The 13364-nt window shown below is 62.0% G+C and carries 14 protein-coding genes; 7 read left to right on the top strand and 7 right to left on the bottom strand.

Features of this window, described 5'->3' with window-relative positions; translation table 11 throughout:
- The first annotated feature begins 127 nt into the window (after positions 1 to 127).
- The gene (locus tag HFK74_RS17235) at positions 128 to 580 is read left to right on the top strand and encodes an Lrp/AsnC family transcriptional regulator (RefSeq protein ID WP_180204496.1); all 453 of its coding nucleotides are present in this window, start codon (positions 128 to 130) and stop codon (positions 578 to 580) included.
- 119 nt (positions 581 to 699) lie between these two features.
- On the opposite strand, the gene HFK74_RS17230 is transcribed toward HFK74_RS17235, so the two are convergent.
- From HFK74_RS17230 to HFK74_RS17220, 3 genes are all read right to left on the bottom strand, one after another.
- The gene (locus HFK74_RS17230) at positions 700 to 1305 is read right to left on the bottom strand and encodes a PolC-type DNA polymerase III (RefSeq protein ID WP_008066034.1); all 606 of its coding nucleotides are present in this window, start codon (positions 1303 to 1305) and stop codon (positions 700 to 702) included.
- A 22-nt stretch (positions 1306 to 1327) separates the two neighbouring features.
- Positions 1328 to 1807, bottom strand: a complete 480-nt coding sequence (locus tag HFK74_RS17225) for an NYN domain-containing protein (protein ID WP_007946629.1) — start codon at positions 1805 to 1807, stop codon at positions 1328 to 1330.
- 128 nt (positions 1808 to 1935) lie between these two features.
- Positions 1936 to 2706 carry a DUF2076 domain-containing protein gene (locus HFK74_RS17220; protein WP_180204495.1) on the bottom strand — a complete coding sequence of 257 codons (771 nt, stop codon included), beginning with the start codon at positions 2704 to 2706 and terminating at the stop codon, positions 1936 to 1938.
- 178 nt (positions 2707 to 2884) lie between these two features.
- On the opposite strand from HFK74_RS17220, the gene HFK74_RS17215 reads away from it, so the two are divergent.
- Positions 2885 to 3559 (top strand): YciC family protein, encoded by a 675-nt coding sequence (locus tag HFK74_RS17215; RefSeq protein ID WP_180204494.1) that lies wholly within the window; start codon positions 2885 to 2887, stop codon positions 3557 to 3559.
- Positions 3560 to 3625: 66 nt separating this feature from the next.
- Positions 3626 to 4705 (top strand): endonuclease/exonuclease/phosphatase family protein, encoded by a 1080-nt coding sequence (locus tag HFK74_RS17210; RefSeq protein WP_180204493.1) that lies wholly within the window; start codon positions 3626 to 3628, stop codon positions 4703 to 4705.
- 9 nt (positions 4706 to 4714) lie between these two features.
- On the opposite strand, the gene hrpB is transcribed toward HFK74_RS17210, so the two are convergent.
- Positions 4715 to 7234 carry an ATP-dependent helicase HrpB gene (hrpB, locus tag HFK74_RS17205; RefSeq protein ID WP_180204492.1) on the bottom strand — a complete coding sequence of 840 codons (2520 nt, stop codon included), beginning with the start codon at positions 7232 to 7234 and terminating at the stop codon, positions 4715 to 4717.
- Between the two features lie 109 nt (positions 7235 to 7343).
- Here hrpB and HFK74_RS17200 point away from each other — a divergent pair, with 109 nt between their 5' ends.
- Both HFK74_RS17200 and HFK74_RS17195 read left to right on the top strand, forming a co-directional pair.
- Positions 7344 to 7763 carry a polyribonucleotide nucleotidyltransferase gene (locus HFK74_RS17200; protein WP_180204491.1) on the top strand — a complete coding sequence of 140 codons (420 nt, stop codon included), beginning with the start codon at positions 7344 to 7346 and terminating at the stop codon, positions 7761 to 7763.
- A gap of 29 nt (positions 7764 to 7792) precedes the next feature.
- On the top strand, positions 7793 to 8701 hold the full coding sequence (locus HFK74_RS17195) for a cation diffusion facilitator family transporter (protein WP_180204490.1): 909 nt from the start codon (positions 7793 to 7795) through the stop codon (positions 8699 to 8701).
- Here the strand turns inward: HFK74_RS17195 and HFK74_RS17190 are convergent.
- Positions 8683 to 9684, bottom strand: a complete 1002-nt coding sequence (locus tag HFK74_RS17190; RefSeq protein WP_180204489.1) for a DUF6515 family protein — start codon at positions 9682 to 9684, stop codon at positions 8683 to 8685. The two genes, HFK74_RS17195 and HFK74_RS17190, sit on opposite strands and share 19 nt — an antisense overlap.
- Before the next feature lie 435 nt (positions 9685 to 10119).
- On the opposite strand from HFK74_RS17190, the gene HFK74_RS17185 reads away from it, so the two are divergent.
- Positions 10120 to 10599, top strand: coding sequence for an Lrp/AsnC family transcriptional regulator (locus HFK74_RS17185; protein ID WP_007894448.1), 480 nt, complete (start codon positions 10120 to 10122; stop codon positions 10597 to 10599).
- Positions 10600 to 10810: 211 nt separating this feature from the next.
- A complete protein-coding gene (locus tag HFK74_RS17180; protein ID WP_007937369.1) occupies positions 10811 to 11020 on the top strand; it encodes a DUF2788 domain-containing protein in 210 nt (69 codons plus the stop codon).
- Here the strand turns inward: HFK74_RS17180 and HFK74_RS17175 are convergent.
- Together HFK74_RS17175 and amn are read right to left on the bottom strand one after the other, a co-directional pair.
- Positions 11015 to 11650 (bottom strand): pseudouridine synthase, encoded by a 636-nt coding sequence (locus tag HFK74_RS17175; protein ID WP_257230349.1) that lies wholly within the window; start codon positions 11648 to 11650, stop codon positions 11015 to 11017. The two genes, HFK74_RS17180 and HFK74_RS17175, sit on opposite strands and share 6 nt — an antisense overlap.
- Positions 11651 to 11719: 69 nt before the next feature.
- Entirely contained in the window at positions 11720 to 13219 is a 1500-nt protein-coding gene (gene amn, locus HFK74_RS17170; RefSeq protein ID WP_180204488.1) for an AMP nucleosidase, read from the bottom strand.
- Positions 13220 to 13364: the final 145 nt, after the last annotated feature.

The raw sequence follows: 13364 nt of genomic DNA, 5'->3' as shown, positions 1-13364 counted from the left end.
CTAGAAAGGCTGACGCGATAAAATAAGTTACAAAACCTGTTTAAACCGCCGGTACACTTTTCAAAACACGGAGTTCAGCGCTATAAACCGTGTTTTCGAAAGTCCGTCACTTTCAGGAGTTGCCTCGATGGATAAGTACGACCGCATGCTGCTCAGCGCCCTGCTGGAAAACGGTCGCGCGTCCTACGCGGACCTCGCGCGCAAGGTCAACCTCTCCGCCCCGGCCGTGGCCGAACGCGTGGCCAAACTCGAATCCAGCGGCGTGATTACCGGTTACCAGGCGAAAGTCGACATGGCCAAGCTCGGCTTGCCGATCCAGTGTGTGATCGAACTGCGCTTGAACCAGCACGGCAACCAGAAAGCCTACGACGACCTGATCAAGATCCCGCAACTGACCGAATGCCACCGCGTGACCGGTGACCCGTGCGTGATCATGCAAGCGGCGGTGGGTTCGATGCCGGAGCTGGAAGATTTGATCAACCGGATTGCCACGTTTGGCTTCAGCAAGACATCGATTGTGTTGTCGAGTGCGATAGAGAAGCGGGTGCCGTTGGGGCACATCGAGGGGAACGGCAAATAAATCCCATGTAGGAGCTGGCTTGCCAGCGAAGAGGGACTTACATTCAACATCTATGTTGGTTTTTACGCCGCTTTCGCCGGCAAGCCGGCTCCTACAGGGGATTTGCGGTGTTTTCGGGATCAGCGATAGCGCTTGAGGTGTTCGCCCACTTTCGCCGCCGGCACTTTCTGCAATTTGCACAACAGATCATGGGACAGCTCGCTCAAGCCATGCTTGTGCCGCAGTTCTTCGGCCAGGTGCACCGTCAGGTTGGCCGCCATTTCGGCGTCGGCCATGGCCCGGTGAGCCTTGCCGGTGTGGGGCAGGTTGGCGAAGGTGGTGAGGGTGCCGAGCTTGTGGTTCGGTGCCGCGGGCATCAGGCGCCGGGCCAGCAACAGTGAACAGGCAAAGTTCTGCAGGCGCGTGCGTTTGATCCGCCCCAGTTCGAAATCCCAGAACTTCTGGTCGAACGCGGCGTTGTGGGCCAGCAAGGGCGTGGTGCCGACGAACTCGTTGACCTCGTTCATCACCTGCTCGGCCGAAGGGGCGGTGCGCAGCATCGCATTGCTGATTCCGGTCAGCTGTTCGATGAAGCCCGGGACGCGCACACCGGCGTTCATCAGGCTCTGGTAACGCTCGACGATGCGCCCTTGCTCAAGGATCACCACGGCAATTTCCGTGGCCCGGCAACTGCTGCTCGGAGAGATCCCGGTGGTTTCAAAGTCGATGACTGCTATGCGTTCCAAACCTGTTTGAACTCCGAAAAAATCAATTTTTGAGCAGCAACGCGCCTTCGATCGGCACGTAGCGGCTGGCGGCGCGGATCAGCGAGTTGGCCGTCAGGCCCGGTACCCCGTAGGCCACCGCTTGCACGCCGTGCTTGCTGATGATGCGCTCCAGCAGCATGTCGAAATCACCGTCGCCAGAGGCCAGCACCACTTCATCGACATGGTCGGCGGCGTCCATGATGTCGAGGGTAATGCCCACGTCCCAGTCGCCCTTGGCCGAGCCGTCGCTGCGCTGGATGTAGGGCTTGAGCTTCACGGTGAAACCGAGGTTGCGCAGGATCTGCTGGAACTGCTGCTGTTTGCTGTCGCCACGATCGATCGCGTAGGCATAGGCCTCGACGATCTCGCCTTGCTTGCTGATATCAGCCCACAACGCGGCATAGTTGAAGTGGCAACCATAAGCCTGGCGCACGGTGTAATAGAGGTTCTGGACATCGGCGAACACTGCGATTTTTTTCACCGGACACCTCGATAAAGCGCAGGCAGGGTCAGGCACCAGGCCCGAAAAGTCGCCCAGTATGCCAGCCAAAAGCAGAGTTTCGCGAATAATCGGCCCGAAGCGCCGCAGCGCCCCGGACGAATGGTGTGTCAGATGAACGAGTCGTCGTCGCCGCCGAAGAACGATGAGCTGTCATCGCTGTAGTCGGCGTCGGCAAAACCGCCCTGGTTGTCGGCATAGTTATCGTTGCCGGCCATGCGCTGGTCATCGCCCCAGCCATTGTTGCCCTGGTCGTTGACCTGGGCCGGTTCTTCCTTGATGACTTCGACGACTTCCTGGGGAGCCTGGTTGTGGTGGAACAGACTGCTGATGCCTTGTGCCAGCATCACGCCACCTGCCACACCGGCCGCGGTTTTCAGCGCGCCACCGAGAAAGCCGCTGCCTGCCACCGGAGCCTGTTGCTGGGGCGCATAGCCTTGCTGTGGCGCTGCACCGAAGTTCTGCTGTGGCGGCTGCGTGTTGAACGACGGCCGCGCCGGCTCGCGCCAGCCGCCACCGCCAGACACCGGCGCACTTTGCGTGGGCGCAGGCTGCGGATCACGACTGTTACCACCAAAGATACTCGACAAAAAGCCACCGCTGCTCGGCACCGGGGCTGGCGTTTGCGCCTTGGCCTGCTGCAATTCGGCCTGCAGTTTCTGGATTTGCGCCGTCAGCTGCTGGTTCTGCCCGTCGAGGCTCTTGATCGCCGCCTCCTGCACCAGAATCGCCTGGGTCATGAAATAACCCGCCGCCGGTTGGCGTGCCAGGTGTTCCTTGATCCGCGCCTCGGCCTGGGCGTCGCGCGGGGCTGAATCCGTCTCGGCCTGTTGCAGCCGGGAAAACAGTCCATCGATCAGGGTTTGTTCTTCGCTGTTCATGGCGACCTCGTAGATTGCCTGGAAAATCGTTGCCTTTACCCATAAAGGATAAGGTGCCCGACCTTAATGGAGGCTGAAACAAGTTGTTTCAATGAGCTTTACCGAACGTTTACGTTTGCGCCCTTGCGCGCATCATCGGTTAAAGTGGGCCACTGCTTTCAACCTGCGATATCTACTGATGAATCCGTTCGATGTACTGCGCGACTCCTTGTATTTCTTCAAACGCAATCTGGGCCAGATCGTGCAGCTGTGCCTGCCACTGGTGATCATCGAGGCCCTGTTGCAACAAGTGGTCGACCACTCCACCGAGCCGGACAGTTTCCCCGGTATCAGTGTGATCGTCGGCCTGCTGGTCTATCCGCTGTACACCGCCGCCCTGATCCTGTTCCTCGACGCCCGTAGCCGTGGCGAATCGCCCAGTAACCGCGAGCTGCTGTCGAGGTCCGCCTATCTGTGGCCGCGTTTCGCCTTGCTGACCGCCCTTAACACACTGCTGATCCTGCTGGGCTTGTCGCTGTACTTCCTGCCGGGCATCTGGCTGATGGTGACCCTGGCTTTCGGCGAATATTTGCTGGTACTGCGGGGCCTGGCGCCGTTGCAGGCCATGAAGGAAAGCCTGCGCCTGACCCGTGGCCACTTCATGCGCATCCTGGTGTGCATCCTGTGTGTGATGGGCCCCTTGTGGTTGCTCAAGGGCGCAACGCTGGCCGCGTACCCCGAGCCGCAGAACCCGGCGATCTCGCTGTTGATCGACAGTGCCCACAGCTTCTTGCAACTGTTCACCAGCGTGGTGCTGTTCCGCCTGTTCATGCTGATCAGCGAAGTACCGGAAAAAATCGACGACCCACGTTGACCGTGGGCGACCGCTCGTCAGTCGGGTATGCTCGGAGACAATTTCCGTAACGCGATAAGCCGAGCCATGACCCGACTGCTGCGCTACACCTTGCTGGGATTGTTGATCGTCATCGGCTTGATCTCTGTGATGACCTACAGCCTGACCTGGCGCCCCGAGGCCAGGGAAACAGCGCCTGTCGCGTGCAATACCCAGGCGCCAGTCCTGGCACCCGGCCAGGCACTGAAGGTCATGACCTGGAACGTCCAGTACCTGGCGGGCAAGCGCTACGTGTTCTGGAATGACCTGGCCGCCGGCGCCGACGATTCCCCCACGCCGGAAGACATGGCCTTCAGCCTCGACGAAGTGGCGCGAGTGATTCGCGACGAGCAACCGGACGTCGTGCTGCTGCAGGAGCTCGATGACGGCGCCAAGGCCAGCGACTACCAGAACCAGCTCAAACTGCTGCAGGAACGGCTCACCGACCTGTATCCGTGCAGCGCCCATGCCTTCGACTGGAAGGCCGACTTCGTGCCCAACCCGCACATATTCGGCAGCGTCGGCCGGCAACTGGCGACCCTGAGTCGCTATCAGATCGAGCACGCCGAACGTCTGCAATTGCCAATCGCATCGGCCAACCCGATCAGTCGCCAGTTCCAACCGAAAAACGCGCTGCTGGTCACCTACCTGCCATTGAGCGACGGTGGCCAGCTCGCGGTCCTCAACACCCATCTGGACCGAGCGACCCAACCTGACGAGACGTTGCAGGCACAAGTCGCGGCCGTGGCCAAGACCCTCGACAAGTTCGAAAGCCGCGGTACGCCCTGGCTGATCGGTGGCGACTTCAACCTGCTGCCGCTGGGTCAATACCAGCGCCTGCCCAGCGAACAGCGCACCCCCTACTCCGCCGACAGCGCCCTGCATCTGTTGTGGGACAAGTACCCGATGATCCCCACCAACAACGAATCCAGCGGCATCGACCGCGCGCGCTGGCTGACCCATTACCCGAACGATGCCGGCTTGAACGGCCCGGACCGGACCGTCGACTATCTGTTCTACAGCCCGCGGATCAAGCGGGTCGAGGCGACGGTACGGCAAGACGATACCCTGCGCATCTCCGATCACCTGCCGGTGATTGCGCGGTTTCTGCTGCCTGCCGCGCCGTAGAGTCCGGCGTCATTGCTTGCGCGGTTTGATCCGCGCCGTGGCTTCGGCCACCAGCGGGTCGTCCGGCCAGTAATGTTTCGGGTAGCGTCCCTTCAAGTCTTTTTTCACCTCGGCGTAGGTGCTGCGCCAGAAGTTCGCCAAGTCCTGGGTCACCTGCACGGGCCGCCGCGCCGGGGACAGCAAATGCAGTTTCACCACTTGCCGGCCACCGGCGATGCGTGGGGTTTCGGCCAGGCCGAACAGCTCCTGCAAGCGCACGGCCAGAATCGGCGGCTGCTCACTGTAATCCAGACGAATCGATGAGCCCGATGGCACGCTCAAGTGGTGCGGCGCCAACTCGTCCAGGCGTTGCGGCAGCGGCCATGGCAACAGGTTGTGAACGATGCTCGAGAGGTCAAGATTGGCGAAATGACTGAGTCGCGAGACTTTGCCCAGATACGGCATCAGCCAATGCTCAAGGGTATTCAGCAGCGCCGCATCGCTGACATCTGGCCACTCGCTTTCGCCCTTGGCGCCCAGGTCCAGCTGGCGCAATAACGCCACCCGGGCCTGCCACTGGCGCAACTCCGGGGTCCACGGCAACAGCTCCAGGCCTTTGCGCCGCACCAGGTTGACCAACGCCTGGCTGCGGGCGCTTTCATCGAGACCGGTCAACGGTTCGCGGCTGAGGACGAGCTCGCCCACCTTGCGTTGGCGCTCGGCCCGCAGCACACCTTCGCGCTCATCCCAATCCAGTTGATCGACGCACCGCACCTGTTCGGCCAGGACCGAGTCGAACAACGCCGGATCGAAATCCGCCGCCAGGTAAATCCGCTCTTCACGCTGGCCCTGTCGACTGCCGAGATCGGCAATCACCAGCCACGGCTGCTTCATCAGGCTGTCGGCTTCGGCAAACAGCGCGGCGCGACCGTTGGCCAGGCGATACTCGGCGCCGCCGGCACGGCGTTGTTGCGCAACGCGGTCGGGATAAGCCAAGGCCAGCAACGCACCGAGCCAGCGTGGATGATCGGGATCGCCGACCGGCTCCGAGGCCTTGGCACGCAGGTAACCTCGATATTGCCGCGCCAGCTGCCGGGCTCGTTGTACGCCGCCCTGGGCACCACGAGCGCCGCGCGCTTCGCCGGACAACAGCGCCAATCGGCTGTGCAAATCGGCGCCGGCGCCACGCAGGATATCGCGCTCCCCGAGCAAGGCCGCGACATCGCACGCCATGTCGGCCAGGCCGAGCGCCTGTCCACGTAATAACAGGTGCGCGATACGGGGATGCGCCGGCAGTTCGGCCATGGCCTGACCGTGACGGGTCAGCGCTTCGCCCTCCAGCGCGCCAAGGCGAACCAGCAAATCCTGAGCCTGTGCATAAGCGGCTGCCGGTGGTACATCCAGCCAAACCAGTTGGCCCGGTGTCACGCCCCAACGACCCAGCTGCAGCGCCAACCCGGCGAGATCCGCCGAAAGAATTTCCGCACTGCCGTAAGCCGCCAATTGTTCGTGCTGATCCTGTGACCACAAGCGGTAGCACACACCCGGTTCCAGTCGCCCTGCCCGGCCCGCACGCTGGGTAGCACTGGCCTTGGAAATACGCTGGGTGTCGAGGCGGGTCATGCCGCTGCCGGGATCGAAACGCGGCACCCGCGCCAACCCGGCGTCGATCACCACGCGCACGCCGTTGATGGTCAGGCTGGTCTCCGCGATGTTGGTGGCCAGCACCACTTTGCGTTTACCCGGCGGCGCCGGATCGATCGCCGCCCGTTGCGCGGCTAGGTCCAGCTCACCGTGCAACGGGCAGAGCAGGATTTGCGTGTTATCGCCCAGCGCATCGGCCAGTTGTTGATGCGCGCGTCGGATCTCGGCCTGCCCCGGCAGGAACACCAGCACGCTGCCGGACTCATCGTTCAAGGCGTCGAGAACGGTCTGCACCAATCGCGGCTCGATGAATTCGCCTGCCTGGAATGGCCGGCCCCAGCGCATCGCCACCGGGTACATACGGCCCTCGCTGCGCAGGATCGGCGCATCGTCGAGCAACCCGGCCAGGCGTTCGCCTTCCAGGGTGGCCGACATCAACAGGATCTTCAGCGGCTGATCGTCACGGAACAGTTCCCGGCCATTGAGGCTCAAGGCCAGCGCCAGGTCGGCGTCGAGGCTGCGTTCGTGGAATTCGTCGAAGATCAACAGGCCCACGCCCTCAAGCGCCGGATCATCCTGCAAACGCCGGGTAAGGATGCCCTCGGTGACCACTTCGATACGGGTGTTGGGGCCGACCTTGCTGTCGAGCCGAATGCGATAACCCACGGTTTCACCGACCTTCTCGCCCAGCTCACTGGCCAGGCGCTCCGCTGCCGCGCGCGCGGCCAGGCGGCGCGGTTCGAGCATCAGGATGGTCTGCCCGGCCAGCCACGGCTCGTCAAGCAAGGCCAAGGGCACACGGGTGGTCTTACCGGCACCGGGCGGTGCTTCGAGCACGGCTTCGTGGCGTGTCGCCAGGGCTTCACGCAGGGCGGGTAAAACTTCATCAATCGGCAAAGAAATCATGCTGGCTCCCAAACAGAGGGCCGAGTATAACGGCGAACTGCGGGGCGTTCGTCAGGGTCTTAATTCATACCGACTACGCTTCGTTTTGAAATGACCAAGGAGATTTCATATGCGTGTTCCCTTTCGCCTGATTGGCGGTGTATTGGTCGCGACCCTGCTGACCCAGCTCACCGCGTGCGGTTCGATCTTCTACCCCGATCGCCGTGGCCAGATCGACGGCAAGATCGACCCGGCCATTGCCGTGCTCGATGCCGTGGGCCTGCTGTTCTACGTCATCCCCGGCCTGATCGCATTTGGCGTGGACTTCGCCACCGGCGCGATTTACTTCGCACCGGGTGAAACCGCACAGGTGGCGCCGGAAAAACTCAAGGAAGCGATCGGTGCCGACGGCAAGGTCGATAACCTCAAGCTGCAGACTATCCTGGAGCGTGAAACGGGCCGCAGCTTGCCGCTGGACGATCCACGCCTGATCCAGCACAAGGGCAGCGCCCAGCAACTGGCCATGTTCGGCCTGCAACCGGCCGCGTAATCGGGGCACGACAAGGAACATCCGCACCCATGATATCCAGCTCCGAACACGCCCGCCTGCTGCGGCTGGCGACCCGTGCCTCGGTGGCGGTGGCTTGCACGCTGATCGTCGCCAAAGCCATCGCCTGGTGGCTGAGCGGTTCGGTGAGCATGCTCGCCGGGTTGACCGACTCGGCCCTTGACGGCGTGACCTCGCTGCTCAACCTGCTGGCGGTGCATTACGCCTTGCGCCCGGCCGACGACGATCATCGCTACGGGCATGGCAAGGCCGAGTCACTGGCCGGCATGGCCCAGGCGCTGTTCATCGGCGGCAGTGCGGTGTTGATCGCGCTCCAGGCACTGGAGCGGCTCAAGCATCCGGAACCGGTGGGCGCACCATGGATCAGCATCGGGGTTATCGTGTTCTCGCTGCTCCTGACCATGGTGCTGCTGATGGTGCAGCATCGAGTGGTCAAGGCCACCGGCTCCAACGCGGTGCGCGCCGACTCCCTGCATTACCGTTCGGACCTGCTGCTCAATGGCAGCATCCTGGTGGCGCTGGTGCTCGCCGGGTTTGGCTGGCACCAGGTCGACCCCTGGTTCGGCCTGGGCATTGCCGCCTACATTTTCTGGAGCGCGGTCACCATCGCCCGGGAAAGCTTTGCGGTATTGATGGATGAGGAGTTGCCGCCGGATGTCAGCCAGCACATGCTGGAACTGGCCTGCAGTGTGCCGGGGGTATTGGGCGCCCATGACTTGCGCACACGGATTTCCGGCAACCAGTGGTTTGTGCAGCTGCACCTGGAATTGCCGGGGGAATTGACCCTGTCAGTCGCCCACGGCATCAGCGACCAGGCCGCCGACGCGATTCACGCCGCCTACCCGCGGGCCGAAGTGCTGGTGCACGCCGATCCGCAGGAAGTCGTCAAAGCCGCCAGGGCTCAGAACGTCACCCGATAACCGCGACTGCCCAGGCAACCGCCCTGGGCCTGACGGTAGGTCTGTACCACCGCCGGATCCGGTTGATAGGTATCGACCCGCGGGTCAAAACCACTCTGCTCGACCGCCCAGCGATAGCAATCGTAGCCGTCCTGGTTGACCTGTTCCGGTGACTGGCCGTTGGCCGGATAAGCCTCCACGTCGTAGCCATTGCCGGTGGCCAACGGCTGGCCAGGCGGCTCGACCACCATGTAATCCTGGGTGCTTTCCTGATAGGCGTAATAGGAGCCGGCAGCGAGGAACAGCAACGCCCCCCCGATCCAGACTTCACGGGCGTAATCGGGCAGGTACTGGACGCGAATCCCGCGCGGCGGCTGCACCACCACATAACGCTGGCCTTGCGGGCGATACCAGTAGCCACCGGAGTAGTAGTAATCGCGGCCACCGTAGGGCACACGGTAGTCGCGTTCCGGGAAGCGCTCGATCACGTGCCCCGGACGATACTGCGGGCCGGGCCCCCAGCCATTGCCGTGGCCACTGGGACGACCCTGCCAATGGTTGTTGTCATTGGACGGCGCACCGATATAGCCATTCCAGCGCGGGTCGGGATCGTTGCGCCGCGGCTCGTCCTGATAGTATCCACGCCGCGGCGGCTGAGTCTGTTGTACGGTGTCGGGTCGAGGCTGGATGGGCAAATCATTGGCCGGCAGTTGCGGCGCTGGTGGTGGCGAGCGCACCCGGCTGTTGTAATCCGGCGCTGGGCGGCTCTGCCATTGGCCGTTGTTCTGGTTTTGATTTTGGCCGTTGTGCTGATTCGGTTGCTGGCCATTCTGCGGGCGCGGCGGGTTGTTGCCGCCATGGCCCTGATTGTTGCCCTGATGGCCGCCGTCCCCGTGTTGTCCATCATCGGGGCCACGGTTCTGCGGCTGGTCGGCCAGCGATTGCGCGGTGACACTGACACACAACACACCAACACCGGCCAAACGCCAGATGCGCGATCTCATGCTTTTCCTCTATGCGGGTCAGGGCCTGTAGGTAAGACTGGAAATGCACAGGCCGGTTCTGCAACAGGTTATCAGTCACGAAACTTATTTATTGAGGGCGGGGGCCAAATCGCGGGCAAGAAAAAGGGGAGACCCGTCGGCCTCCCCTTGAGAACTTCGTCCGTGCTCGACGCTTTTGACGTCGGCTCACCTCACGCCGTCTTCTGGACAGTGTGCAGCTCGGGGGCCAGCACATCCCCTGTGGGGGTGGCGACCGCGGCGGGCCTGATTCGGCGGGCCGCATTGGACTGTTTGTCCGAGCAGTGATTCTGGTGATAAGAATAGGCCTGGAGCGCCGGCAGAGGATTGCGAATATTGCTCAAATAAACATCACTTGCGCAATTTTTAACCCTGGATAGATAATCTGTCGCAATAGTTATGACAAGGGACCGCTTGATGAGCAAACTTGACCGATATGACCTGAGCATTTTGGCTGAATTGCAGCGTGACGCGCGCATCTCCAATCAGGAGCTGGCCGAACGCATCGGCCTGTCACCTTCCCCCTGCTCACGGCGGGTCAAGCAACTGGAAGACGACGGTTACATTACCCGCCAGGTCGCCCTGCTCGACCGCAAGATGCTTGGCCTGAGCCTGACCGCCTATGTGCTGATCGGCATGGACCGGCACACGCCGGAGCGCTTCGAGAACTTCGAAGCCGCCATCCGCACGTTGCCGCAGGTACTGGAATGCAGCCTGGTGACCGGGATGGATGCCGATTATCAACTCAAGGTCGTGGTGCCGGACATGGATCACTACCAGAAACTGCTGCTGGGGCATTTGACGCGGATTGAAGGGGTGACCAGTGTGCGGTCGAGTTTTGTGTTGAATCAGGTCTTGAACAGCACTGAACTGCCGTTGACTCATCTGCGCAGCTGAAACCGCCTTCGCTGGCAAGCCAGCTCCTACAGAGTTGGCGTGAACTGCAATGTCGCGTCAAACACAAATCCTGTAGGAGCTGGCTTGCCAGCGAAGGGGCCTGATCAGGCGACGAATAGCTGCGACACACTGCCGCAGATCAACTCGCAGCCAATATCCATTGGCGTATACTCGCCGCGCCCTTTTAGCCTCGCCCGCGCGGAGATGTTCAATGGATCCTGCAGTTTTCGAAGAGTGGATGATGACCGGCCTGGTCAGCATCCTGATCATTTTCATGGGTTTCATCGTTTGGGATCTGGCGAAGAAGTCCAAGGCCGGACGCTTCGGCTCGTTCATCCTGTTCTTCGTGCTGGGCCTTGGCGTCGCTGCATTTGTGATCAAGAGCGTAGTCATCGGCTTGATCGAATCCGGCACTTTATAAGCGCGCCGGCACTTCCTTCCACTGGCCCTGGTCGAGCCCTTCGATCGTCCAGTCGCCGATCCTGACCCGCACCAGCCGCAACGTCGGCAGCCCGACCGCCGCCGTCATGCGCCGCACCTGCCGATTGCGGCCTTCGCGAATCACCAGTTCCAGCCAACTGGTCGGCACGCTCTTGCGAAAACGCACCGGCGGATTGCGCGGCCATAATTCAGGCTCCCCCAGTTGCCGCGCCTCGGCAGGCAGGGTCATGCCATCGTTCAATTCGACACCGTCACGCAAACGCTGCAACTGTTCGGCGCTCGGCTCGCCTTCGACCTGCACCCAGTAGGTCTTGGCCAGTTTGTGTTTCGGGTCGGCGATGCGCGCCTGGAGCTGGCCGTCGTTGGTCAGCAGCAGCAGACCTTCGCTGTCGCGGTCCAGCCGTCCTGCGGGGTAGATCCCCGGCACATCGATGTAGTCCTTGAGGGTCGCGCGCCCTTCTGCGTCGCTGAATTGCGTCAGCACATCAAAGGGTTTGTTGAACAGGATCAGCTTGGGCTCGGCGGGTGGCGCCTTGGCGACACGGCGCGGGGCTGCAGGGGATGGCTTTGCGCCAGGGCGGCGGGAAACAGGACGTTGTGGACGGGACATGGTGAAGGAACATCTAACGGTCAGGGCTGCTAATGCTAGTAGCCCGACCGTTAAATGACCATCGCCAAATCAGCGGAACGGCGGCTCGTCGAAGCTGCGCAGTTTGCGCGAGTGCAACGAGTTGAGCTCGGTGCGCAACAGATCCACGGCTTCGATACCGATTTTCAAGTGCTGGCTGACCGCGCGCTCATAGAAGGCGTTGGCCGAACCTGGCAACTTGATCTCGCTGTGCAGAGGCTTGTCCGACACGCAGAGCAGCGTGCCGTAAGGCACCCGCAAGCGGTAACCCTGGGCCGCGATCGTGCCGCTTTCCATGTCCACCGCCACGGCACGGGACAGGTTGATCAGCGGCCGCTCCTGGGCCCAGCGCAGCTCCCAGTTACGGTCGTCGTAAGTCAGTACGGTGCCGGTGCGCAGGCGCTTTTTCAGCTCGTCGCCCTTCTCGCCGGTAATGTTGGCAGCCGCCTGCTGAAGCGCAAGCTGCACTTCGGCCAGGGCCGGAATCGGAATGTTCGGCGGCACCACCCGGTCGAGAATTCCGTCACGGCGCATGTAGGCGTGGGCCAGCACGTAGTCGCCAATGGTCTGCGACTGGCGCAACCCGCCGCAGTGGCCGATCATCAGCCAGCAATGCGGACGCAGCACCGCCAGGTGGTCGGTGATGTTCTTGGCGTTGGACGGGCCGACGCCGATATTGACCAGGGTCACGCCGTGACCATCCGTGGCGATCAGGTGGTAGGCCGGCATCTGGTAGCGATGCCAGACCACACCCGCGGCAATTGCCGAGGCTTCGCCGTGATCCATGCTCTTTTCGATGATCACATTACCCGGCAGCACCATGCGCACGAAGCGCGGGTCTTTGCGCAGTTGCTCCAGGCCGTGGACGATGAACTGGTCGACGTAACGGTGATAGTTGGTCAGCAGGATCCATGGCTGCACATGCCGCCAGTCGCTGCCGGTGTAATGCACCAGCCGGCGCAGGGAAAAATCCACCCGGGCGGCATCGAACAGCGCCAAGGGCAGCGGATCGGTGTTTTCCCAATCGTACAAGCCGTCGGCAATGCCGTCGGTCGCCGCCGACAGGTCGGTACTCGGGAACACCCGCGCCAGCACGGCGGCGGTGACACCGGAACCGGCCAACTCATCGCCCTGCTCGACCACGTATGGATAAGGAATGTTCTGCTGGCTGATACCGACCTCTACGGTCACGGTGAAGTCGTGCATCAACGGCACGAGCTGCTCCAGCAGGTATTTACGGAAAGCGGCGGGATGGGTGACGGTGACGCTGTAGGTGCCCGGCAACTGGACCTTGGCGTAGGCACGCGTGGTCTGCGGGACTTCGCCCTGGCAGTGGTAGGTCAGGCGCAGTTCAGGATAACGAAACATCGCCCGTTGTTCGGCGTCCGGCTCGACACGATCCTTGAGATAACGCTTGAGCGCCTGGCTCAGCGCAGTGGTTGCACGATTGTGCAAGAGCGCAAGCCGATCTACAGCTTGCTCGGCGGTTTGAACGACAATAAAAGCTTCGGTCACGATCAGCATCCTGTGTTCTGACTTGCAGGCCTTCATCTTGCCTGTATCGTCGCTTCACGGGAACAGTGGTGACACAAATGCAAGATGCACCGCATCTCCCCTGTGGGAGCGAGCCTGCTCGCGAAGGCGATGGCACATCCAATATCGATGTGGCTGACAGATCGCTTTCGCGAGCAGGCTC

Source organism: Pseudomonas sp. SbOxS1, assembly GCF_013416725.1.
Taxonomy (GTDB): domain Bacteria; phylum Pseudomonadota; class Gammaproteobacteria; order Pseudomonadales; family Pseudomonadaceae; genus Aquipseudomonas.
Note: the sequence above shows the minus strand (reverse complement) of the source record. Positions and strands in the feature narration are given on the sequence as shown.